At 63.6% G+C, this 23,728-nt stretch carries 22 protein-coding genes; 8 read left to right on the top strand and 14 right to left on the bottom strand.

The features are described from left to right. Positions 1–440 precede the first annotated feature (440 nt). Together C7T36_RS01470 and C7T36_RS01475 are read right to left on the bottom strand one after the other, a co-directional pair. Complete coding sequence (locus C7T36_RS01470) at positions 441–887, bottom strand: DUF3040 domain-containing protein (protein WP_033231008.1); 447 nt, start codon at positions 885–887, stop codon at positions 441–443. 238 nt (positions 888–1,125) lie between these two features. Continuing rightward, complete coding sequence (locus C7T36_RS01475; protein ID WP_239654800.1) at positions 1,126–1,683, bottom strand: SAV_6107 family HEPN domain-containing protein; 558 nt, start codon at positions 1,681–1,683, stop codon at positions 1,126–1,128. A gap of 181 nt (positions 1,684–1,864) precedes the next feature. Between C7T36_RS01475 and C7T36_RS01480 the strand changes: the two genes are divergently transcribed. The 4 genes from C7T36_RS01480 to C7T36_RS01495 are packed head-to-tail and all read left to right on the top strand — an operon-like array spanning position 1,865 to position 5,674. Next, complete coding sequence (locus tag C7T36_RS01480; protein ID WP_033231009.1) at positions 1,865–2,506, top strand: N-acetyltransferase; 642 nt, start codon at positions 1,865–1,867, stop codon at positions 2,504–2,506. Positions 2,507–2,511: 5 nt separating this feature from the next. Next, the gene (locus C7T36_RS01485; protein WP_045071105.1) at positions 2,512–4,092 is read left to right on the top strand and encodes an NAD(P)/FAD-dependent oxidoreductase; all 1,581 of its coding nucleotides are present in this window, start codon (positions 2,512–2,514) and stop codon (positions 4,090–4,092) included. Further along, positions 4,092–4,913, top strand: a complete 822-nt coding sequence (locus C7T36_RS01490; RefSeq protein WP_045071107.1) for a carotenoid biosynthesis protein — start codon at positions 4,092–4,094, stop codon at positions 4,911–4,913. The genes C7T36_RS01485 and C7T36_RS01490 overlap by 1 nt, the downstream gene beginning before the upstream one ends. A gap of 23 nt (positions 4,914–4,936) precedes the next feature. Beyond that, positions 4,937–5,674, top strand: a complete 738-nt coding sequence (locus tag C7T36_RS01495) for an LppM family (lipo)protein (protein ID WP_033231011.1) — start codon at positions 4,937–4,939, stop codon at positions 5,672–5,674. A 9-nt stretch (positions 5,675–5,683) separates the two neighbouring features. On the opposite strand, the gene C7T36_RS01500 is transcribed toward C7T36_RS01495, so the two are convergent. Next, positions 5,684–6,673 carry a methylenetetrahydrofolate reductase gene (locus C7T36_RS01500; RefSeq protein WP_033231012.1) on the bottom strand — a complete coding sequence of 330 codons (990 nt, stop codon included), beginning with the start codon at positions 6,671–6,673 and terminating at the stop codon, positions 5,684–5,686. A 172-nt stretch (positions 6,674–6,845) separates the two neighbouring features. Between C7T36_RS01500 and C7T36_RS01505 the strand changes: the two genes are divergently transcribed. Both C7T36_RS01505 and C7T36_RS01510 read left to right on the top strand, forming a co-directional pair. After that, complete coding sequence (locus C7T36_RS01505) at positions 6,846–7,958, top strand: polyprenyl synthetase family protein (RefSeq protein WP_080711561.1); 1,113 nt, start codon at positions 6,846–6,848, stop codon at positions 7,956–7,958. Positions 7,959–8,146: 188 nt separating this feature from the next. After that, entirely contained in the window at positions 8,147–9,703 is a 1,557-nt protein-coding gene (locus tag C7T36_RS01510) for an alpha-(1->6)-mannopyranosyltransferase A (protein WP_033231013.1), read from the top strand. Positions 9,704–9,861: 158 nt separating this feature from the next. Here C7T36_RS01510 and C7T36_RS01515 read toward each other — a convergent pair whose 3' ends face one another. Then, entirely contained in the window at positions 9,862–10,230 is a 369-nt protein-coding gene (locus C7T36_RS01515; protein WP_033231451.1) for an Rv2175c family DNA-binding protein, read from the bottom strand. Between the two features lie 137 nt (positions 10,231–10,367). Here C7T36_RS01515 and pknB point away from each other — a divergent pair, with 137 nt between their 5' ends. Beyond that, the gene (pknB, locus tag C7T36_RS01520; protein ID WP_084703063.1) at positions 10,368–12,419 is read left to right on the top strand and encodes a Stk1 family PASTA domain-containing Ser/Thr kinase; all 2,052 of its coding nucleotides are present in this window, start codon (positions 10,368–10,370) and stop codon (positions 12,417–12,419) included. A gap of 94 nt (positions 12,420–12,513) precedes the next feature. Here pknB and C7T36_RS01525 read toward each other — a convergent pair whose 3' ends face one another. The 8 genes from C7T36_RS01525 to C7T36_RS01560 all read right to left on the bottom strand — a co-directional run bounded on the left by C7T36_RS01525 (position 12,514) and on the right by C7T36_RS01560 (position 19,078). After that, positions 12,514–13,899, bottom strand: coding sequence for a class II 3-deoxy-7-phosphoheptulonate synthase (locus C7T36_RS01525; protein WP_033231014.1), 1,386 nt, complete (start codon positions 13,897–13,899; stop codon positions 12,514–12,516). Between the two features lie 90 nt (positions 13,900–13,989). After that, positions 13,990–14,481: a polyadenylate-specific 3'-exoribonuclease AS gene (locus tag C7T36_RS01530; protein WP_033231015.1), complete on the bottom strand. Its 492-nt coding sequence runs from the start codon at positions 14,479–14,481 to the stop codon at positions 13,990–13,992. A 66-nt stretch (positions 14,482–14,547) separates the two neighbouring features. Continuing rightward, on the bottom strand, positions 14,548–15,363 hold the full coding sequence (locus C7T36_RS01535; RefSeq protein ID WP_033231016.1) for a 1-acyl-sn-glycerol-3-phosphate acyltransferase: 816 nt from the start codon (positions 15,361–15,363) through the stop codon (positions 14,548–14,550). Positions 15,364–15,471: 108 nt separating this feature from the next. Then, entirely contained in the window at positions 15,472–16,470 is a 999-nt protein-coding gene (locus tag C7T36_RS01540) for an ROK family glucokinase (RefSeq protein WP_033231453.1), read from the bottom strand. A gap of 71 nt (positions 16,471–16,541) precedes the next feature. Further along, the gene (locus C7T36_RS01545; protein WP_033231017.1) at positions 16,542–16,958 is read right to left on the bottom strand and encodes a hypothetical protein; all 417 of its coding nucleotides are present in this window, start codon (positions 16,956–16,958) and stop codon (positions 16,542–16,544) included. Beyond that, positions 16,955–18,172, bottom strand: a complete 1,218-nt coding sequence (locus tag C7T36_RS01550; protein WP_072782407.1) for an ArsA family ATPase — start codon at positions 18,170–18,172, stop codon at positions 16,955–16,957. The genes C7T36_RS01545 and C7T36_RS01550 overlap by 4 nt, the downstream gene beginning before the upstream one ends. After that, positions 18,169–18,606 carry an SRPBCC family protein gene (locus C7T36_RS01555; RefSeq protein WP_033231018.1) on the bottom strand — a complete coding sequence of 146 codons (438 nt, stop codon included), beginning with the start codon at positions 18,604–18,606 and terminating at the stop codon, positions 18,169–18,171. Before C7T36_RS01555 ends, C7T36_RS01550 begins: the two co-directional genes overlap by 4 nt. A gap of 79 nt (positions 18,607–18,685) precedes the next feature. Then, on the bottom strand, positions 18,686–19,078 hold the full coding sequence (locus tag C7T36_RS01560) for a polyketide cyclase / dehydrase and lipid transport (RefSeq protein WP_033231019.1): 393 nt from the start codon (positions 19,076–19,078) through the stop codon (positions 18,686–18,688). A 161-nt stretch (positions 19,079–19,239) separates the two neighbouring features. On the opposite strand from C7T36_RS01560, the gene C7T36_RS01565 reads away from it, so the two are divergent. Then, positions 19,240–21,051, top strand: coding sequence for a long-chain fatty acid--CoA ligase (locus C7T36_RS01565; protein WP_045070318.1), 1,812 nt, complete (start codon positions 19,240–19,242; stop codon positions 21,049–21,051). Positions 21,052–21,120: 69 nt separating this feature from the next. Here C7T36_RS01565 and C7T36_RS01570 read toward each other — a convergent pair whose 3' ends face one another. After that, positions 21,121–22,248 (bottom strand): glycosyltransferase family 4 protein, encoded by a 1,128-nt coding sequence (locus tag C7T36_RS01570; protein ID WP_033231021.1) that lies wholly within the window; start codon positions 22,246–22,248, stop codon positions 21,121–21,123. A gap of 75 nt (positions 22,249–22,323) precedes the next feature. Beyond that, on the bottom strand, positions 22,324–23,694 hold the full coding sequence (locus C7T36_RS01575) for a hypothetical protein (protein WP_239654801.1): 1,371 nt from the start codon (positions 23,692–23,694) through the stop codon (positions 22,324–22,326). Positions 23,695–23,728: the final 34 nt, after the last annotated feature.

Consider the following 23,728-nt stretch of genomic DNA (forward strand, 5'->3'; position numbering starts at 1 on the left):
CCCCACACACAAGGAGCTACCGGGCACTAACCGGGCTGATTTGCTGAGTATTAGCAGCTCAAAGCAGGTGGGGAAAGTTGGGGAATTTTCGTCAGCAGTGTCCCCACGCACATCACCGACGTGCTCCGCCCTACGTCACACAGGCCCACATTCGACCTATAAGTCCAGCTCAACGAGTACGGCGGATTGCCGCAGCCCCATGCGCCCATCTTTACGCCAGAACTACCCATAGCAGGGGAGGAAAGTGGAGGGGACCATGGTCCCCCGATAACGCGACAGACGGCCGGCAACCAGTGGTTGCCGACCGTCATGTTTTGTTATGAGTTATGTCGCTTGCGAGGGCGCACGCGCCACCCGCACAGGTGGAACAATTCAGGTGAAATTGACCACCGTGACTCTCCCGCCGAACTGGCCGACGGGATCATCAGCTTGCGTCAGAGCTAGTCCTGCTCGAACCGGCGACGGAATCGATCTTCCATTCGGGAAGAGAATCCCCCACCTGATCGTCGACCGCGTGAATGCCCTCGGCCGCCGCTCGACCCACCCGCGCCTGGAGGCCCGGACTGGTGTTCACCGGCCTGAGCGCCGTCCGCAGTTGGTGTCCCAGTCCGTCGACCGCCGCCCCACAAGAGCATGACGCCGGCGCCGAACATACACAGGAACCCGACCAAGCTGAGAATCGGAAATGAGCCCAGTTTGAGGACTTGAAGGCCTGCAATCAACAGGATCAAGCCCACAACAAAGAGCGCCGCAGCTTGAAAACGCCGTCTACTCGACGGCGCCCTCATACGGCCGCCCCTCACATTGGAGGCGAACTTGGGGTCTTCGGCATAGAGAGCGCTCTCGATCTGATCGAGCATGCGCTGCTCGTGCTCGGAGAGTGGCACGGTACCTCCCCCGGCACTGGAAGTTAGGCAACCACCCCACGGTGTGAGGTGGCGGGTAGTCAACGTGAACGACTACCTGCTTTTTATACTACGAGCAGTTTAGGTCGCGGACCACCAACTCTGGGTACGAGTTATGCCACAAGCGTACGTATTTGCCCGGCCGAACCGTAAATCAGGCCCCATCAGGCCACAGAACCTGCATTTTCTCTGAATTCGGCCATCTCAGACATCAAAAATTTCAGGATGCTCTCAGGTCGATTCGACGAGCCTGACCGACAAAATCTTCGACCGCAGTCAGAAATCGGCCTACTTCGACAGAAAATCCATCGGCATCAGCGTCGCTGAGATCCACCTGCATGCCTGTTTCCACCGCCGCCCGGGTGTTCGACCAGCCGGCGAAGTAACTCGACCACGCGCCGAAAGTGGGTGCGTCCGCGTCCAACCGGGTCCATGCGTTCCCGCTCTTCTTACGCCGTCCACTTCCCGTCGCACCCACAGCCAGAACTGCTCCAGCGCCGCGCAACGCTGCCAGATAGGCGCATCGAAAGCGTTCTGACGCGTCTCCTGCTCCGACGGACTCCGCCAACAATGAATCGGCCTTCCCCAACAGATTCCACGCGAGTCCGCCTGCGGACCCACTTCCGGAGAACTCGGCGGCGGACGATCGCGCCACTCGCCCCGGCATTTTCGCTGACTTCGGGAGCCGTGACAGCGCCGACCGCGAGGGGCACGCCAGTTCCGCCGGCAGCGCCCTTTCGGACTTCGGTGTTCTTTCGGACTTCGCTCGATCGGACATCCGGGGCACCTCCCGCGCCAAAGGGGATTGCATTCACAAGGATCGAAATCTGGTGCGGCGGGGATGCCCGCTTCCCTTCGGGCATCCCCACCTCGGGTGTCATTTCCAGATCACCCTTATCGAACATTCGTTCGACCTATTCAATATAACTGCACCCACCGACAAGTAGTCAAGAGAAGAGGTGAGACCAGTCGACCCGCAGATCGCCTGGACTCCGTACACGGTCGACCTCGACCGCGAGGAATTCGCGAATCGACTGCACGAGGCACTGTCCGTGTACGTCACCGCGATGGACTATCCACGTGGCACCGAGTTCCACCGCGCGCCGATGTGGACGGAGCACTCGACCAGGCCGGGATGGAAAGCCGTCGGCGCCTGTGCCGGACGAGAACCCACTGCGAACTCTGTTGCTCCGGAAAACTCTGTTGCTCCTGTAGACACTTCTGCTCCCCTGATCGGAATCGCCTACGGCTATCGCGGAAGTTCGGACCAGTGGTGGCACCAACAGGTGCTGCACGGATTACGTCGCAGCGGTCGGCCGCAGTCCGAGATCTCGGCCATTCTCGACGATTACTTCGAACTGACCGAACTCCACGTCCATCCCAGTGGCCAGGGACATCGCCTGGGTGAATCCCTGCTTCGGCATCTCTTGCGAGATCGGACGGAGCGCTCCGTCCTCCTGTCCACTCCCGAGGTGTACGACGAGGACAACCGCGCGTGGCGGTTGTATCGGCGACTGGGATTTCAGGACGTGCTCAGGCGATTCCGCTTTGCCGGAGACAGTCGACCGTTTGCCGTGCTCGGACGAGGACTGCCGCTGTGACCGCGATTCTCGACGCAGTAGTTGTCGGCGCCGGGCACAACGCGCTGGTCTCGGCGGCCTACCTCGCACGCGAAGGCTGGTCGGTCCAGGTGCTCGAGAAAGACACCGTCCCCGGCGGGGCCGTCTCGACGATCGAACGATTTCCGGGACACAAAGTCGATCGTGGTTCGTCCGCGCACATCATGATTCGGCACACCGGAATCATCGAGGAACTCGGGCTTGCGGCCCACGGACTTCGGTACATCGATTGCGATCCCTGGGCGTACGCACCACCTCCCGCAGGTTCGGATCGCCCGGGAATCGTGTTCCACCGCGACCTCGACGCGACCTGCCAATCGATCGAACAAGCATGTGGCACACGTGATGCCGACGCCTACCGCAGGTTCGTGAATATCTGGTCGGGGCGCAGCGCGCGGGTGATGCGGGCATTTTCCACCCCACCCACCGGACCCAATCTGCTGTCGTCGTTCTGGGGCCTCGACACCGGGAGCGGCGGGAGCGATCTCGCGCGCCAGTTCCTCGCGACCGGTGACGCGCTCCTGGACGAGTATTTCGACAGCGAACCACTCAAAGCCGCCCTCGCCTGGTTCGGAGCGCAATCAGGACCACCGATGTCGGAGCCGGGCACCGCGCCGATGGTTGGTTTTGCCGCGCTCATGCACGTTCTGCCGCCGGGGCGCGCCGTTGGGGGCAGCGGCGCACTCAGCGCCGCCCTCATCTCGAGGCTGAAGGTCGACGGAGCCACCGTCGACCTCGGCGACGCCGTGACGTCGCTGACCCGCGACGGCGATCACTGGACCGTGAGAACTGCCGGTGGACACCAGGTTCGGGCTCGCACCGTCATCGCCGGCTGCCACATCTTGACGACGTTGGATCTACTGGGCAACGGAGGCTTCGACGCAGCCACACTGGATCGGTGGCGTCGGCGGATACGCGTCGGCCCGGGAATCGGCATGGTCCTGCGATTGGCAACATCGGCGCTTCCGCGGTACCCGTCGGCGTCGATTACCGAGAGCACGTCCGGCCTGCAACTTCTGGTGTCCGATCGCGCACACCTACGGACTGCTCACGGAGCAGCGCTCGGCGGCGAACTTCCCCCGCGCCCCGCGGTTCTCGGTATGAGTTTCAGTGGGATCGATCCGAGTATCGCTCCCCCGAACGAGCATCAAGTGACTTTGTGGTCACAGTGGCAGCCGTATCGACTGAGCGCAGATCGCGACTGGGCGTCGCTCGCGGAGTCCGAAGCCGATCGCGTGGTCGCCGAGATGGAGGCGTCGGCGCCCGGTTTCACCGACAGCATCCGCCAGCGGCACATCCAGACTCCGCGCGACATCGAGTCCGAGATGGGGTTGATCGGCGGCAACGTCATGCACGTCGAGATGTCCCTCGATCAGATGATGATGTGGCGCCCACTGCCCGAGCTGTCAGCGCACCGCGTCCCCGGCGCAGAGGGCCTCTACCTCACCGGCGCGTCGACGCACCCCGGCGGTGGTGTGTCCGGAGCGAGTGGGCGCAGCGCTGCGCGCATTGCACTGTCCGAGCGGCGCGGCACGTCGTTGCTGCGCCGGATACGTCGAAGGACGTGATCCGCCAACGTGTTCCGCTGATTCTGGCGTTGGCAGCGATCGGCGCGCAGATCGTGTATCCGTTGGTGGACGGCAGCTCTCGCGATGCCGTGACGATCGCCGTGGTGGGTTTACTGGCAGCCGCGTCAATCAGCCACGCGGCGATCAACCGTGGCGTTGTGTGGACCGCCGCGCTGATCGCAGTCACCGCGGGGGTCGGGCTGGCGTCGGAGATAGTGGGTACTGCCACCGGAATGCCGTACGGCTGTTACGGGTACAGCGTCGACCGACTCGGTCCGGCGTTGTCCGGTGTGCCGCTGATCGTGCCGTTCGCCTGGACTGCTGGCTTCTATCCGATCTGGTGTGTGGCCACTCGCCTGGTTCGGCGGTTCACGCCGGCCTCACGGCGAGTCGGCCGCGTCGCGCTCACAGTCACAGGGTTGGTCGGCTGGGATCTGTATCTCGATCCACAGATGGTGGCCGACGATCAATGGGCATGGTGTGTCGACAACGCGGGACTTTCCGGCATCGCTCACATTCCCCTGACAAACTACGCGGGGTGGATCGCGATCGGTCTGATCATGGCATCGATCATGGAAGCGATCGCGAGTCGATACGAAAAGCCGACGGTCTCCGACGCCGTTCCCTACGGCCTGTTTCTGTGGACGTGGCTCGGTTCTGCCCTCGCGCACGCCGTGTTCCTCAGTGCACCCGAGCTGCGCTACTCGGCCATGTACGGGTTTGTCGTGATGGGAATTCTCGGGGTCTGGCTTCTTGCCACCTTCGGCGTCGCGTTCGCCCGGTCTCGGACTTCCCACGCCGACACACCCCCTCGTAGCTGACTACCGATGCAGCGGCTGGCACGATGACGACTGTGCAACAGTCCACGGATGACACCACGCGGCCGCGACGTCGCAAGCAACTCCTTGCCACGACGGCTCTCGTACTGATGCTGGTGCCGCTGCTCGCCGGCTGCCTACGGGTCCAGGTCTCGATGGGTGTCTCGGCCGATGATCGCGTGTCAGGGCAGATCGTCGCCGCCGTGATTCCGGAGAACGAAGCCGATCCCGGGCCACAACTGGTACCGCCGACGTCGCTCGCGGAGAACATCCGGGTTCAGGAATACAAGAAGGACGGCTACGTCGGATCACAGGTGTTCTTCTGGGATCTCAGCTTCGGTGACGTCTCGCAACTGGCTGCCATGACGGACGAAGGCGCCGGTTCGTTCCAGCTCACCCTTCAGCGCAGTGGCGACACCGTCGCGTTGGATGGAAAGGCCGACCTCAAAGCCCTGCCCGCCCAGGGCTCCGACATCCAATTCAGCATCGCCTTCCCGGCACGCATCTCCACGACGAACGGCAACCGAGACGGCGATTCCCGGGTCTCGTGGACTCTGCCGGCCGGCGAGGTATCGACTGTGCGCGCAGAAGTGAACTACGCCGATCCGAGTACCCGCAGCTTTGCGGGATGGGCAGGCATCATGGCCGGCCTCACACTCGGTGTCGCGATTATCGTCGGTGCGATGGCCTGGATGGTGCGCAATCGCGCACCCGTCTCGCAGGCACCGAAGAGTCCACAATCGGCAAAGAGTGACACGCACTGAGCGGGAGTGCTAGACGCTCGCCTGCGAATCGGTCGACACATCCGACGTCAGCCCCAGACGTTCAAGAACCTCGCTCGTGGCCCGTGCGAAGTTCAACGTGATGAAGTGCAGGCACGGAGCGCCTTCAGCGATCAATCGCTCGCCCATTTCGGTAGCGAGGTCGATCCCGAGTTCACGCACCGCTGCCCGATTCTCCTGAGAACCCGAACCGGCGGCGGCGTCGAACCGGCGCTCGAGGGCGGGCGGCAACGACGATCCGGACAGTTCGAGCATGCGCCGCACCGACCGCAGTGAGGTGACCGGCATGATTTCGGGGATGATCGGCTTGGCGCCCTGCTCGGGGTCGAACGCGCTCACGCGATCACGCAGACGCAGGTAGTCGTCGACGTCGAAGAACATCTGCGTGATGGAGTACTCGGCTCCGGCGCGCAACTTCGAGACGAGGTACTTCGTGTCGTGGGCCAGGTCAGGTGCTCGGTAATGTCCTTCCGGGAACGATGCCACGCCGACGTGGAAGTCACCGAGATCGCGGACCATCCGGACAAGCTCTTCGGCGTACTCGACGCCATCGGGATGTTTCTTCCATTCGCCGAGGGGGTCGCCAGGGGGGTCGCCGCGCAGAACGAGGATGTTGCTGATTCCGCGATCGGCATAGGCGCCGACCATGGATCGGAGTTCGTCGATGCTGTGGGACACCGCAGTGAGGTGTGCAACCGGCAGCAACGTGGTCTCTTCGGCCAATTCTCCTGTGACCCGAACGGTGCGGTCACGAGTCGAACCACCGGCGCCGTACGTCATGGAGACAAAAGCCGGACCGAGCCTCTCGAATGTGCGCACGGCACGCCACAGACGCGCCTCGGCTTCTGCGTCGCGCGGCGGTGAGAACTCGACCGAGAACGGAATCCGACTCCCTGTGGAAGATGTGATCCGATCGACGATCGATGGTGTTCGGCTGGCCCAGCCATCGCTGGAGCGTCCCCTGACTGCATCGAATGTCACGAGGTAAGCATATGTTTTGTCAACGCCGAACGGAGCATCGCGTCCGTGAATACGTCCCGGATGCCAGGATCGTGCAGTTCACGGCCCACACCGGACATCGGTAGGGACCCCACTAAGCTGGACTCTACGCTCACTGCCTGGCCCTGTTCGCCGGTATGAGAAGTTACCGACCTTGGAGGCCATCCTGTCTGCTCGAACCGACGCCGCCTATCCGTCCTCGCTCGAGTTGCCGGCTTTGTTCGAACAGAGCTTGCGTGACTTCTTTGCCTCCAGGCGCGAAGCGGTGGAAACCATCGGCGGCGGATACGAAACCGCCGTCGACACTCTCGAGAGCTTTGTTCTGCGCGGCGGCAAGCGCGTGCGACCGGCCTTTGCGTGGACGGGCTGGCTCGGCGCCGGCGGCGACCCTCACGGCGACGACGCCGACAGCGTCATGCGCGCCTGCACGGCACTCGAACTGGTCCAGGCATGCGCGCTGGTCCACGACGACATCATCGACGCCTCCACGACGCGTCGCGGATTTCCCACCGTGCACGTCGAGTTCGAGAACCTGCACCGAGCTGACAACTGGAACGGCGACGGCGCCCACTTCGGTGAGGCTGTCGCAATTCTGCTCGGCGATCTTGCGCTCGCATGGGCAGACGACATGATCCGCGAATCCGGAATCGGCGCCGACGCCGCCGCTCGGATCAGCCCCGTGTGGTCGGCGATGCGCACCGAAGTGCTTGGCGGTCAGTTCCTCGATATCAGCAACGAAGCTCGCGGCGACGAGAGCGTCGAGGCAGCTATGCGCGTCAACCGGTTCAAGACTGCGGCGTATACGATCGAGCGCCCCCTGCACCTCGGTGCTGCCCTTTTCGGGGCAGACGCGCCACTGATCGACGCGTACCGGAAGTTCGGCACCGACATCGGTATCGCATTCCAGCTCCGGGACGACCTGCTCGGCGTCTTCGGCGATCCGTCGGTGACCGGCAAGCCGTCCGGCGACGACCTCCGCACCGGTAAGCGGACAACACTGTTCGCTGCCGCACTTGCGCGCGCCGATGACACTGATCCTGCTGCGGCACAACAACTCCGATCCGGAATCGGCGCAGAACTGACCGACAACGACGTCGATACGCTACGCACCCTGATCACCGACCTCGGGGCAGTGGACGACGCGGAAGCACGCATCGCCACCCTGGTCGAATCTGCCGCGGCCGCACTGGAATCGAGCAGCGCCACCGCGGAGGCCAAGACACGGCTGCGCGAGATGGCCCTCGCAGCCACGTCGCGCACGTACTGACAGACTGTTCATGAGTGATCCGTCACTATTGGGCACCGAACCGGCTGTCACCGGCGCGCGCAAACGAGTCGACGGCAGGGTTCGGTCTCCGGAGCAACTAAACTGTCCCCTCGTAACCGACTATTCGCCAGCAATTCACCACGTACGCGCTACCGCATCCGAACATCTCGGGGGAGGAAACTGCACTCATGACGCCCTCTGCCGCAGCCACCACACCAGCGTGGCATCGAAGGGCCGCTGATTTCCTTCGCACTCCCGAAGGACACAGCGCGCTGCTCGGATTCCTGGGCGCCGCCATGATCATGTTCGGCGGATTCGGCGCAGGTAGCGTCCGGCGCGAGGACCCGTTGCTCGAGTCGATGCATCTGTCCTGGCTCCGATTCGGGCACGGGTCGATACTGTCGGCGGCGATCGTGTGGATCGGCGTGTTGTGCATGATCGGCGCGTGGGCGCGACTGGGTCGCTCGGCGCTGCGCGGTGACGTCGGTTTGCGCGGGCTGCGATTCATCGTGCCGCTGTGGACGTTCCCCCTGCTCTTTGCCGTTCCGATGTTCAGCCGTGACGCTTACTCCTACCTTGCGCAGGGCGCTCTGCTGCGTGACGGCTTCGACCCGTACGAAGTGGGGCCGGTGGTCAATCCCGGCATCCTGCTCGACAACGTCTCCAATGTCTGGACGACGACAACAACCCCGTACGGTCCGGTTCATCTCCTGCTCACTGATGCCATTGTTCGCCTGACCGGTGACAACGTCATCGCGGGCACGATGTTACTGCGCATCACCATGCTGCCCGGCCTGGCATTGATGGTGTGGGGTGTCCCCCACCTCGCGCGCAAACTCGGTGGAAACCCGGCGATAGCCTTGTGGCTCGCGGTCCTCAATCCACTCGTCCTGATCCATCTGATCGGCGGCGTGCACAACGAGATGCTGATGGTCGGCCTGATGGTCGCCGGCATCGCTCTGGCCCTCGAACGCAAGCACATGTTCGGAATCGGTCTCATCGCCTTTGCCGTTGCCATCAAGGCCACTGCCGGGGTGGCGCTGCCGTTCATCGTCTGGATCTGGATGATTCACGAACGTGAAGACGCCGCAGCGCAGGGAACGGAAGCACCGAATCCGATCCGATCCTTTATCAAGACCGCCGGTAGCGGATTTGCGATGTTCGTTGTTGTCCTCGGTTCGACGTCGTTGATTGCCGGTGTCGGACTCGGCTGGACGACGGCGCTCTCCGGCTCCAACAAGATCATCAACTGGCTGTCGTTGCCGACCCTCGTCGCCGAACTGTCCACCGCCGCGACATCGTGGCTCACCGGCAATCACTTCGACGACATACTCCAGGTGACCCGGCTTGTCAGCGCAGTCGTGCTCATCGGAATCATCGCTTTTGTCTGGTGGCGATTCCGCACCACCGAACGCGACGCCGTGATGGGCATCGTGATTGTCATGGTTGCCATCGTGATTCTCTCCCCGGCGGCGCTCCCCTGGTACTACTCGTGGCCGTTGGCCGTAGCTGCCGGCTTTGCACTCTCCCCGACGACCCTGGCCATACTGGTGGGGCTGTCCAGCTGGCTCATGTTGATATTCCAGCCCGACGGATCGATCGGCATGTACTCGTTCCCGCACGTGGTACTGGCAACATTTGCCTCCGTCGTCGCGGCGATGACACTCCGGACGGAAGACCCACTGCGTCTACGGGGACACGCACCGGAGAAAGTCCCGGCAGAAGCGACGTCGACGGCACGATGAATTCGGTGCTCCGCACGGGGTGGGGTCAGTCGGCTATCGCATTCTCGACCACATTCTCGACCGCCGGGTGACCGTCCACCACCGCACGCGCCTGACGTTCGCCGTACCGGCTCCAGTCCGGTCGGCGAGCTACGTCAGGCCGGAAGAATCAATCAGACTCAGAAAGCCATTGCCTGTGCACGGCGGATAACCTCGCGGGCGAGGTGCCCGTGCAGGGCGTCGACGGGGCGTCCGGGGAGGGACTCGTCAGACTGGAAAAGCCAGCGCAGCGACGCTACATCGCTGTATCCGCCATCGTGCAGAACTGCCAGCAAACCGGGAAGCCATTTCACGATCTGGCCGTCTTCGTCGAAGAATTCCTCGGGAACCCCGAGTACCCCGTTGCGCTTGACTGCGATGATCTTGCGATCGCGGAGCAACTGGTGCACCTTCGCGACCGGCAACCTGACGCTCTTCGCTACATCGGCCAACTGGAACAGGGATACCGAAGAATCCAGGACATCATCACAATAAGGAATCGCGCTCACCACGGAAGTTTATCGGGTCGGCTTGTCGCCCGGCACGTGGGTGGAACTTTCCGTCGGCAGCGCTGGCTACGATGGACGAGGCGGATGCGACCACAGATTATTACTGCACCACAGATTTTCACAACGGAGGTCAAGGGTTGATCGGCGAAATGCTCGAACGCCGCTATCGCGTGGATGCGCCCATCGCACGCGGCGGAATGTCGACTGTGTATCGAGGCCTCGATACGCGGTTGGATCGGCCTGTCGCTATCAAGGTCATGGATCCGCAGTTTGCCGCCGATCCCGCTTTTCTCACCCGCTTCGAGTTCGAGGCGCGCGCAGTCGCCCGCCTCAAGCACCCTGCCTTGGTTGCCGTGTACGACCAGGGCAGCGATCGCGGTCATGCCTTCCTCGTCATGGAATTGGTCGACGGCGGCACCTTGCGTGAATTGCTGCGCGAGCGCGGCCCGATGCCGCCACACGCTGTCGCCGCCGTAGTCGGGCCGGTACTCGACGCGTTGGCAGTTGCACACCGGGCCGGCCTGGTGCACCGCGACGTCAAACCGGAGAACATCCTGATTTCCGACGCCGGTGAAGTGAAGATCGCCGATTTCGGTTTGGTGCGCGCCGCTGCTGCCGCGACAACAACGTCCAACAGCGTCATTCTCGGCACCGCCGCCTACCTCTCCCCGGAGCAGGTCACCTCCGGAGTGGCCGATCCGCGCAGCGACGTGTACTCCACCGGCGTCCTCATGTTCGAACTCCTCACCGGTACAACACCTTTCACCGGGGACACCTCTCTCTCGATCGCATACCAGAGAATTCACGACGACGTTCCGCCGCCCGGTTCACGAATCGCGGGCGTACCGGCGCAGTTCGACCGCCTCGTCACGCAGGCCACCAATCGTGAACCTGCGCATCGGTTTACCGATGCCGGTGAAATGGCAGCCGCCCTGCGCATCGTGTGCGAACAACTCGAACTGCCCGCGTATCGTGTGCCCGCGCCGCGGCGATCCGCGCAGCATCACAGTGCCGCCGCCGCACCGGCGCCGACGCCCCGGCCGGCAACACCCCGTCCCGCGGCCCCCGGTTCGCCCGCCACCACCGTTATCGGTGGCGCCGGTGCACCAGTCGGCGCCGCCACCACGGCATTTGCGGCCGGAGCTGCGGCGCCGCCTACAACCGCGCTGGCGCCGCACGCACCACCGGACGGCATTCAGCACACCCGCGCGGTCACCGCACAAACCGTGCGTCCGCCCGTCGCCGAGACGGACGAGCACGAAGACGACTCTGCCGACATCGATCCACACGACCACTTTTCGCAAGCACGACGACGCTCTCGCCGGACCACTCTCGTCTGGCTTCTTGTCATCGCGTTGCTTGCGCTTGCGCTGGGGTTCGGCGGATGGTGGATGGGCTCTGGCCGATTCACCGCGGTCCCCCAGATCGGTGGCCTGAACAAGGATGCGGCAGTCACGGCACTTCAGGATGCCGGACTGTCGCCGGAAGTGCGTGGAACGTACTCGGACACCGAGGTTCTCGACACCGTGACCGGCACCGATCCCGAAGCGGGCTCGCGGATTTCGCGCGGATCGAGTGTTGTCCTGTTCACGTCGCTCGGGCGTCCGACTGTGCCGCCGATACCAGCGGGCGGCGCCGTCGAGGCCACCCGAGATCAGCTCACTGCGCGCACCCTCGTTGCCGTCGACGGCGGTGAGACGTTCAGTTCCAAGATCCCCATCGGCGGTGTCGCCGCTCTGGACCCGGCTCCGGGAACCACCGTGCCTGTTGGCTCCTCGGTCAAAGTTGTCACGTCCAAAGGATCACCGCCCGTTGATGTTCCCGACGTAAAGGGCATGTCGGAGAACGCGGCCCGGGCTGCCCTCGACAAACTGGGCATCACCGTCAGCGAAACCAGATCTGCCTTCGACGACGGTGTCGACGGCGGAAAGGTCATCGGCACCGACCCCGCTGCGGGTTCGTCTGTGAACGCCGGAACGTCCGTTGCCCTTCTCGTGTCCAGCTCCGTGAAGGTCCCCAACCTGCTGGGACGTAGCGTCGCCTCCGCTCGCGAGGAACTGACCCGCCTCGGTCTCACCCTCACCGTCCGCCAACTGACCCAGAACGACAGCTCGCTGATCGTCAGTCAGAGCGATAAGAACGATCGTGTGGAGAAAGGCTCCAACGTCACCGTTGTTGCCATTCCCTGATCGCAGCAGTGCCTGATCGAACCAACAGCCTGACAACGTAAAACGCCCCCACCCGCGCACGGCGAATGAGGGCGTTCGATACAACAGCTAAGCGTCAGCCGCGCAGCATTTCTGCGACGAGGAACGCGAGCTCCAACGACTGCTGGGTGTTGAGGCGAGGATCGCAGGCAGTCTCGTAACGACCCGACAGGTCGCCGTCCGAAATATCCTGCGCGCCACCGAGGCACTCGGTGACGTTCTCGCCGGTCAATTCGACGTGAATTCCACCCGGGTGGGTGCCGAGTCCGTTGTGGACCTCGAAGAATCCCTGAACCTCGTCGACGATGCGATCGAAGTGACGCGTCTTGTAACCGGTGGACGCCTCGTGCGTGTTGCCGTGCATGGGATCGCACTGCCAGATGACCTGATGGCCGGTGGCCTGGACCTTCTCGATGATCGCAGGAAGGAGGTCACGGACCTTGCCGTTGCCCATCCGCGAGATCAGCGTCAGGCGACCTGGCTTGTTTGTCGGGTCGAGACGCTCGACGTATTCGACGGCCATCTCCGGAGTGGTCGTGGGACCGATCTTCAGACCGATCGGGTTGGACACCAACTCGGCAAAGGCGATGTGCGCGCCGTCGAGCTGACGAGTACGGTCGCCGATCCACAAGAAGTGAGCCGACAGGTCGTAGAGCTTGGGGTGATCGCTGTCGTTGTCGAGACGCAGCATCGCACGCTCGTAGTCGAGGACCAAGGCTTCGTGGCTCGCGAAGATCTGCGCCTGGTGCAGGCTCGGATCGGTCACGCCGCAGGCGTTCATGAACTGCAGGCCACGATCGATTTCCGACGCGAGCTGCTCGTAGCGTGCTCCGGCCGGAGACGCTGCCACGAACTCGCGGTTCCAGTCGTGGACCTTGTGCAGGTCGGCCATTCCGGCGCCGGTGAGCGCCCGAACCAGGTTCATCGCGGCACTGGCATTTGCGTACGCCCGTACCAACCGCGACGGGTCGTGGGCGCGGACAGCCTCGTCGGCGACAATCGAGTTGACCATGTCGCCGCGGTAGGACTTGAGGCCCAACGAGTCGATGTCGGCTGATCGAGGCTTGGCGTACTGACCCGCGATACGTGCCACCTTGACCACCGGCATGGAAGACCCGTACGTCAAGACGACAGCCATCTGCAGCAGCGTGCGGATATTGCCCTTGATGTGCGGCTCGGTGTTGTCGGCAAACGTCTCGGCGCAGTCGCCGCCCTGCAACAGGAAGGCTTCGCCGCGCGCTACCTGCGCAAGGCGATCCGACAATGCCTCGACTTCGCTGGCCACGGTGATCGGCGGCACGCTCTCGAGCACAGTGCGCATCGCAGCCGCCTGGTCAGCGGGCCATGAAGGCTGCTGCGCGGCGGGTTTCGCAAGGGCCTCGTCGAGCTGCTGACGCAGTCCGGCGGGCAGCGGCGGAAGTTCGGGCAAGCGGTCGATCGGCACGTCGACAGTCCAGTTCACTAGTACAGGATATTCGCTCACCTACCCGCGCGTCACACAGGCTCTCGTTAGCGCGCGGTCTCGTCTAACCGAGTTCGGCGTCACAGCAGGTCAACGAAGTGACCGGACTCGGGCGATCGCGTCGAACTTCACCAGATTGTGTCGTGCGTCCGCCAAAGCGTCATGCGCGTCGGACGGTGCAGGCGGCAGAGCCGGGCTGCCGTTGTCCTCCCAGAACTGGCGCAACTCCCGCGTGTAGCGCGGCAACGACTGGGGCAGTTCGGTCATGTCGCCCCACAGCTGGCACAACGCGACGTGGTCGTACGCCGCGACCCATGCCCACAGTTCGGGAACCACCATCGGCCGCGGTACGAAGAACTTCAGGAGGTCGTCACGGATCTTGTCGCGCGACTTCCAGAGCGGAGACGACGGCGCAGGAAGCTTCGGCAGAACATTCTTGCGCACCCAACTGCCGGCCCGCGCCGGATCGAATTCCGTCGAGACGGCGTAGTACTCGCGGCCGTCCTCGCAGACGACGCCGATGGACACGAGGTCGATGGTTCGACCGTCTTCGATGAATTCACAGTCGTAGAAGTAGCGCACGGCTCAAAACTATGCCGCACCGCCGGTCCCGAGAGCTAATGCACGCCCGGCAGCTGTGGGAAATCTCTAACTGGCGCGCGTGTCCGGGACGTGCGGCCCATCAGTCTGCTCGGCATCGGGGTCGACAACGGCCGCAAGTGGAGCGGCAGCCTCGTCGGACTCCCCGAGCTGGTGGGTCTCGTCGGACGGGGACTCCTCCGCCTTGACCGGCTTCGGGTTCTTCAAACTCGCCGCATAGATGTCGACGTATTCCTGGCCAGACAGCTTCATCAGCTTGTACATGACCTCGTCGGTCACAGCCCGCTCCACGAAGCGGTTGCCGCCCATCCCCTCGAAACGCGAGAAGTCGATAGGTTCACCGACGATGACGGTGACCTTGGCCGGACGCCACATCCTCGAACCGATGGGGTTCATCTTGTCGGTGCCGACCATCGCTACGGGAATCACCTTGACACCGGATTCGAGTGCCAGACGAGCCATTCCGGTCTTGCCCTTGTACAGACGACCATCCGGCGAGCGAGTGCCCTCGGGGTAGATACCGAGCAGCTTGCCGGCATCAAGGACCCGTAGACCAGCGTTGAGCGCGTCCTGGGCTGCGTCCGCACCGGTGCGATCGATGGGCACCTGGCCGACAGCCGTGAAGAACCACCGCTGGAACGCACCCTTGAGTCCGCTGCCCGTGAAGTACTCACTTTTTGCGAGGAACGTGATTCGACGGTTCGAGCGCAGCGGAAGATAGAACGAATCCAGAACTGCCTGATGGTTGCTGGCGAGAATCGCCGCACCGTCAGTGGGAATGTTCTCGTGCCCCTTGATCGTCGGACGCCCGAGCAGCAGGAGAATCGGCCCCAACAACACATACTTGAAGAGCCAATACCACACGGCGTCCCTCCCATTCACAACCCGAATTGCCTTGTGCACGACCTTACTGCGCGCCGGTTACCCTCGCTACACATGCCCCGACCGCCACCTCGTGACCACAAGTGCGACTCAACGCCTGGCAGGCGAAATGATGCCTGGAACCGCCGAACGCGCCAACGCCGCCGCCCCCACCATCCCCGCGGCCTCCCCCAACTGGGCAGTGCGAATCCGGGCCAGAGGTCGATATTTCGCACCCGTCAACAACGTTGCGTACTGCTCACGGGCGTCATCGAGAAACAGTGGAGCCGAACTCGCGACGCCGCCGGCGATCACCACGACATCCGGGTCGTAGGCGTCGGCGACCATCGCCAGGCCGACTGCCAGCCAATGCGTGAACTCAGCCATCGTCGCCAGCGCGAGTGGGTCACCGTCGTACGCGGCATTGGCGATTCGACGCCCGGTCAAGCTGCCCGGGTCGACGGCAACTTCTCGCGCCAGGACTGTTGACGCGGCCGGATCTTCGGCCAGAAGTTCAATTGCTGTGTCCACCAACGCAGTTCCGCTGCAGTACCGCTCCCAGCAGCCGCGCTTGCCACACGCGCACGGGCGTCCGTCCGGCACGACCTGGACGTGGCCGAACTCCGGCGCAACACCGTAACTACCCCGGTACAGCTCACCGCCGATCAGCAACGCGCCACCGATGCCCGTCCCGATCGCCACCGTGACGACGTTCCGGCCACCAGCCGCAGCACCGAACCGATACTCCGCGTACGCCGCCGCATTGGCATCGTGTTCCAGAACAACCGGCAACCCCAGCCGTACGCTCAGGTCCTTGCCGACCGGCGCGTTCACCCACGGCAGGTGCGGAGCAAAAAGCACGATCCCGTGATCCGAGGTGACGAACCCGGCTACCGCCAAACCCACTGCGGCCACATTGTGCCGACTGACCAGTTCACGCACCACCCGATCGAGCGCATCCTCGAGCGACCGCGCGGACTGGGGCGTCGGAGCCTGCATGGTATCGAGCACTTGCCCGTCGACGTCGACCACCGACGCTCGAATACTGGTGCCGCCCACATCTATTCCGACGGTCAGGATGTCGGCATTTGCACTGCGATTGGTGATCATCCGGTCCACACTCCACACTCGGTATGCGTTCTTGACGATTGTGCCCACCGATGGCACCGAAGTACCAGCGTTTACCGCTTGACAGTCACCGTAATCGGAACGAAAGCAGGCGATCGGGGCTTCGGCGACGAGGTACCGTCGGGCGTCGGCGCCCCACCCCCTGGACCACCGTCCGGCTTCCCGTCGGATGGGGCGCGCCCGCCGAGAAACTCGTCCAGCAGCTCACGCAGCAACGCCAGGAGGACGGCAGCATGCCCTGCCAGGATTGCAAGTAACTCGTGATGTTCACCCCGCATCAAGGCTGCAACAGCGCACACCGGGCACCAACTGCAGCCGCTGAATGCAGGCAATTCCTCCGAGGTCTCGAGATCCGCCGCTGCGTTCGTGCGCCCCTCCGCCATCTGCGCCACAATCGGCTCGATCCGGGAGAGGACGGAATCGGCCAACACCCGAAACTCGGCGAGAAGCTTGGTGTGATCGTCGTTCATACAGGCCACACCGTGGGATCCGGCGAGAATCGAATGATCAGATAGGCACCGTCGAGTTCGGCACCGGTCACGACGCATCGCCGTAACACCGACGCAAGTCTCACTCTCCGTCGCACCCCGTCCGCTCCCACCAGCACATCGTCTTCGACCCGACCCAACGTCAGTGACGACGGATCGACGAGCGGCAGATACATCCGCATCGCGTAGACCGACTCCAACCCCGTCCCCGATTCCAGCGTCACCGCTATCGGGTCGGGATGGCGGTGCGGCTGCGCAGCGGCCCCCTCGCCCAGCGCAACTGCAATGTCGCCCAGGGCCGCCAACCCTACCGGTTCGGTGCCGACATGTTCGACAACCGTGACGGCAATCCCATCGGCGGCCTCGCGAACTCCCGCGAGCACCGACATCTGGGCCGCGCGAACGTTGGACAACCAGCACATATCTTCATCTGCGTAACTCTGCGAAACGGGTTGCGGAACAACACTATTGACGATTATCCGAGCAACCGGCAGCACTGAGAGCGCAAGACCGGACAGTGTGCGCCGAGTCGCAAGCGCCGCCGATCCCTGCGCCGACGTCACGAGATGAATCTCCGTGTGCGAAGTGTCGGCGATACACGCTGCGATCTCGTCGACCGACGAGACAATGCGTTCGATTATCGACACCAACAGCATCAACCGCACGTCGGTAGCCGCCACCGCCGCAAGCCGCCTGTGACGCGGCCACAGCCGCTCGAGGTACTCGGACACCATCGCGGGCGCGCCGAGGATCCGCAACGCCTCCGGCGACGGCGGGCAATCCACGATCACGACGTCGTATTCGCCGCTCGATGCCATCCCGACGACCTCGGCAAGCGCCAGAATGTCCGCGATGCCAAGCGAACCCGTGAGTTCCTCGGGCTCCAAAGTCTGGAGCGACGATCCGTGTTCATGGGAACCCGCCGCATCGAGTAGCGCCGACACACCACGGAACTTGTCTTCGACAAGCGTCAGCGTATCGACCTGCCAGACATCCATCCGGTCGAACAATGGGGTCACTACACGCGGAACCGGAATCGCCAGCACATCCGCAAGCGAATGAAGCCGATCGATCGACATCAGCAGAACCTTGGAACCGGCAGTCGCCGCCGACAGCGCTGCGGCAGACGCCAGCGTCGTCGTTCCACTGCCACCGCTGCCGATGAAGAGTTGAAGACGGGCCCGCGCGGCGTTCAGCCCTCGACTCGCTTCTTCAGTTCCTTCAAAGCCGTGTCCGTGATGATCTTCTCGGCCTTGCGTTTGAACAACCCGATCATCGGGATAGTCAGATCGACCGTCAGCTCGTAGGTGACGGACGTACTGCCGCCCGGCTCGGAACGCAAAGTGTACGAACCGGATTGGGACTTCTGAATCTCCCCGCTCACCAGTTCCCAGCTCACCGACATTCCGTCGGGCGCCCACGTGTACGCCAGCTCGTACTTGTCCTTCACCATCCCGGCATCGAGGACGAACCGCACCCGGTTCGCGCGGCCGTTGCCGCCAACTTCCAGAACCTCGACGGACTTGGCCGCCGCAACCCACGCGGGGTACTCCTCGAAATCGGCGATCACGGCCATGACGGCGTCAGGCTGAGCGTCGATGCTGATCAACCCCTTGGTTTTCTCGGCCATCCGACTACTCTTCCTTCCCTCGAAACTTCATGGTCCCCGTAATTCTCCCCGAACACGGGCCTGAAAACTTCCTGCCACGTCACACAGATTCGGGCGCCACACCTGCCGGGCGCCCCGCTTCCAGTTCGCGCTTGAGTTCAAAGGACATGACCTTGCCGTCGACGCGCCGTGCGCGATTCATGGCGGCCAGGTCGAGATCAGCCAGGCCTGACGGCGACACACCCACTGGTTCCGCGTGCAGGAAGTAGTGAACGATGGCGCCGTCCATGACCGGTTCGAGCCACACCTCCATGGTGCCGACGAGACTGCCGGACACGCCCCACCGGAAGCCTGCGGGACCGCGGTCCTCGCGCACCTCGAGCTGGAGATCTCGCCACCACCGGCGCCACTGCGCACGCGAAGACAACAGTTCGGCGACACGCTCGGGCGGTGCCGCGATGAAAGTCTGGTCTGCGACCTGAATGCTGCTCACGACAGTTAGCTTCACATATCGCGTCGACGAGTGAGCGAACGGTGCCACACCACTGCGAAACGGACAGACTGTAAGCCGGGCCACAACTATGCCGGACGTGCGACTACAGTGAATAGCGTCAAACCCTACTCGTCAGTATTTCGCAGTGTCGGAGGTATTTTGTGCCTGAATACAGCGCACCCCAGACGTTCACGATTCCCGAGGATGCCTCTGCGGTCGACTCGGTGTTCACATTCGCGAAGACGAAGCCTGCGGCCGTCGTCTACAAGCGAAAGGTCGGCTCCGCATGGGTCGACGTCACTGCCGGCGAGTTCGCCGCCCAGGTAACCGCAGTTGCCAAGGGTCTGATCGCGATCGGCGTCAAGCAGGGTGATCGCGTCGGGCTGATGTCCGCGACTCGCTACGAGTGGCCACTGATCGACTACGCGATCTGGGCCGCAGGCGGCGTGACCGTTCCGATCTACGAAACATCCGCCGCCGAGCAGGTTCGCTGGATTCTCGAGGATTCCGAAGCCATCGACCTCGTTGTCGAGAACGACGTCCACGCAGCCACCGTCAAGGACGTCGCAGAAGCGTCGCCGTCGCTGCGCACCGTCTACCAGATCGAGACCCCCGCAGGCGGACGCGGCGCCGTCGAGGAACTCTCTGCCCTGGGCGCCGACATTTCCGACGACGAGGTCCAGACGCGTATCAACGCGCTGAAGGCCTCCGATCCCGCAACCCTGATCTACACCTCCGGCACTACGGGCCGCCCCAAGGGCTGCCAACTGACACACTCCAACCTCATTGCGGAGTCGAAGGGCATCCTCGACTCCAACCTCGGCGATCTGCTCAAGACGCCAGGCGTGCGCACGCTGATGTTCCTGCCCCTCGCTCACGTCCTGGCGCGCGCGGTCAGCATCGCCTCGTTCGACGCCGGCGCCACCCTCGGGCACACCAGCGACATTCCGAACCTCGTCCCCACCTTCGGCGAATTCAAGCCCGACTTCATCCTGTCGGTACCGCGAGTGTTCGAGAAGGTCTACAACAGCGCCCGCGCAAAGGCCCACGGCGAGGGCAAGGGCAAAATCTTCGACGCGGCCGCGGAGACCGCTGTCGCGTGGAGCGAGGCCAAGGACAAGGGTGGCGCCGGTATCGTCCTCAAGGCCAAGCACGCGTTGTTCGACAAACTCGTCTACTCCAAGCTGCGGGCAGCCCTCGGCGGACAGTGCCAGCTCGCCATTTCCGGTGGCGCCCCGCTCGGTGCGCGGCTCGGCCACTTCTTCCGCGGCATCGGTGTCACGATCTACGAGGGCTACGGCCTCACCGAAACCACCGCCGCATTTGCCGTCAACACCATCGGCTCCCAGAAGGTCGGAACCGTCGGAAAACCGTTGGCCGGCAACTCTGTTCGCATCGCCGACGACGGTGAGATCCTTCTCTCCGGACCCGTGGTCTTCACCGGATACTGGCGCAACGAGAAGGCAACCGCCGAGTCGATCGAGAACGGCTGGTTCCACACCGGCGACCTCGGAACCGTCGACGCGGACGGGTTCATCACGATCACCGGACGCAAGAAGGAAATCATCGTCACGGCAGGCGGAAAGAACGTCTCCCCTGCCCAGCTCGAGGACGCATTGCGCGCACATCCGCTCATCAGCCAGGCAATCGTCGTGGGCGATCAGAAGCCGTTCATCGGCGCACTGATCACCATCGACGCCGAAGCTTTGCCCGCCTGGAACGAGCGCAACAACAAGGCAGCCGGCACCACCGCGGCTGATCTGGTCAGCGACGGCGAACTTGTCGGCGATATCCAGGACGCGATCGACGAGGCCAACAAGCTGGTCTCCCATGCCGAGGCAATCAAGAAGTTCAAGATCCTGCCGGTCGACTTCTCCGAGGACACAGGCGAACTCACCCCGACGATGAAGCTCAAGCGCAACGTCGTCCACGCCAGCTTTGCCGCGGAGATCGAGATGATCTACACGAAGTAACACCGCGCACACCTGTGGCCGCCATACCTTGGAAAAGGTGTGGCGGCCACAGTGCTTGATGCTCGAGGCTCAGCCGAGCAGCGCCTGCAACTTCGACGCGAGCGTGTCCCACTTCCAATCGGTCGCCACCCAGTCGCGACCGGCGGCGCCCATTGCGGCAGCTCGATCACGGTCGGACAGGATCTCGATCACCGAGGCGGCAACGTCGGCAACCGACGTACCGTCGACCACTAGCCCGGTCTTGTTCTGCTGCACCGTTTCCGGGGCACCGCCACTGCGACCCGCGATCACGGGAACACCCGTTGCCGACGCCTCGAGGTACACGATCCCGAGACCTTCGACGTCGAGTCCCGCACCGCGGGTGCGGCATGGCATCGCAAAAACATCGGCGATGGTGTGATGGGCGGCCAATTCCGCCGCCGGGACGGTGCCCGTGAACACGACGTGATCGTCCATCCCCGTCTTGTGGGCGAGCTCACGCAGTTTCTCGTCGTACGGCCCACCCCCCACGATGACAAGTACAGCGCCGTCGATGCTCGCACGGATAGTCGGCAGTGCCTTGATCAGCATGTCCTGCCCCTTGCGCGGCACGAGCCGTGACAGGCAGAGAATTGTCGGGCGCTCCCCCAGTCCGTACCGTGCCCGCAATTCTGCGCGAGCAGCCGAATCAGGATGGAAGACAGACGTATCCACTCCCGACGGCAGATGCTCCAGCGCAGCCTGCGGCCCGAAAGCCGCCGCGAACCGGCCTCGGGTGTATTTGCTGACGAAGGTAACCGTATCCGTGTTTTCACCGATTGTCCGCAACGACTGCCGCGCACCGGGAATCATCGACCAACCCACTTCGTGACCGTGAGTACTCGCGATCACCCGCGACGCACCTGCCCGGCGGACCACCGGCGCCAACAACGCAAGGGGCGCCGCCGCGCCGAACCACACGGACTCGCAGTCATGCTTCTTGACCAGTTTCGCGGCCCGTCTGGCGACAAACGGAGTCGGAAGCATCAATGTCGTGGGATGCCTCACGACCTCGAAAGGTTGAGCGGCATCGAACTTCTTGTGCGAATCACCACGCCAACGAGGCGCATAGACAACCAACTTGTCGGCCGGAAGATGCTTCGCGAACGTATGTAGATACGACTGGATTCCGCCCGGTCGGGGCGGAAAATCATTGGTCACCAAAAGGGTCCGGCGCATTCGTCCACCGTAAAGCACGAGCCGATCAACCCACGCTGCGGTGCAGCCAATCAACCCAGTGTGCGGTGCAGCCAATCAACCCAGTGTGCGGTGCAGCCAATCCACCCAGCCGTCGCGCAGGTCGTCGATACTCACACCAAGTACGTCGACGATGCGCCGGTTGATCTCCTCCGGTGTCGACGGCCCCACAGCCAAGGCGCGGAATAGTTCCGTCAGCTCGGACTCGCCGAAACGATCCGCAATATAAGCATTGATCGACCACGCCGATTCGTACGCAAGGGAACTCACCACCGGCACGCCCCCGAACTGTGAATCCTCGGGAAACTCCGATGGCACGTCACCGGACCGAACAGCGGCCGCAAGTGTCGGCGCAATCTCCCGCGCCGCCCGCCCGGAGCCACGGTTGCCGGCATACTCCGCGTACCCTTCGAGCACCCACATGGGCGACCCGTCCCGGGTCTGGGATCGCGCCGCGATATGCATCATCTCGTGGCGAAGCACCGCCTGCCGCGTCGTCGAAGTCAAGCGTGATGCGGCGGCCGGCGAGAATATGATGCGCTGCCCACTCACGTCACTGGCACCATCGCGCACCGTATCCGCCACCGACACAGCCGCTATGGACGATCCGTCGTGCTGCGAACCGACCATCGCCGTGAATTCCTCGGGCGAACCGGCGACCATCACGACTGCCCGCTCTGACCAACCGTCGCCCCACAACTGCGTCGTATTCTTCACAGCGCCGTCGAGGTCGGCGGCCAACGCGTCAACGAATGCCTGCTGGCCCGGGTGCCCGACGACTATCGAATCCTCGGCCGCGTTGGTCGAAACCGCGAGTGGACCGAAATCCCATGGACCGTGCCACGAGTCGACGCTCAACTGCGAACCGGTCGAGCCGCTGCCCAGCACGTCGACAATCGAACCGTCAGCGAATACGAACCACGAACCGTCACGTTCCGCAAAAGTCATCAAGACAGTCTTACGCGTCGGCGCCGCATCCACACCGTCGAGTGCATAACGCAGGTTCACCTGAGCGCCCCACAATGTGACGCCGTCGGGCGACCCCGTTCGGGCAGCCTCGACAAGTGTTCCCGGCGAGACCTCGTACGCCCAATCCGAAAAACTCAGTGCACCGGCAGCTGTGGCGCGCCGAATCTCTGCGTCGAGCAACCCCGGTGCGGCGGCAGCATCTACGAACTGCGCCAGCGATGTCGGATCGTCGGACATCTGAGCGCGTGCCCACGAATCGAGGAGCGCTTGAACCTCGCTGACACGCGCAACATCCGCTTCCGCAGCGGACTGCTGGGACGAGCCCGGAGCGTCAGTCAGGACAACGGTCAGTCCGAGGATCACCACAACGGCACACCCGAGCGCAATGAGAGCTGGGTACTCCCAGCGGCGCTTACGGTTCGTCCCGGCTGCGGGGGACGTCATGGGGTCACTCGACACGATGCCGAGTGTAGGAGACGGAGGGGACCCCCAG

Source organism: Rhodococcus sp. AD45-ID, from assembly GCF_003023755.1.
Taxonomy (GTDB): Bacteria; Actinomycetota; Actinomycetes; order Mycobacteriales; family Mycobacteriaceae; genus Rhodococcus_F; species Rhodococcus_F globerula.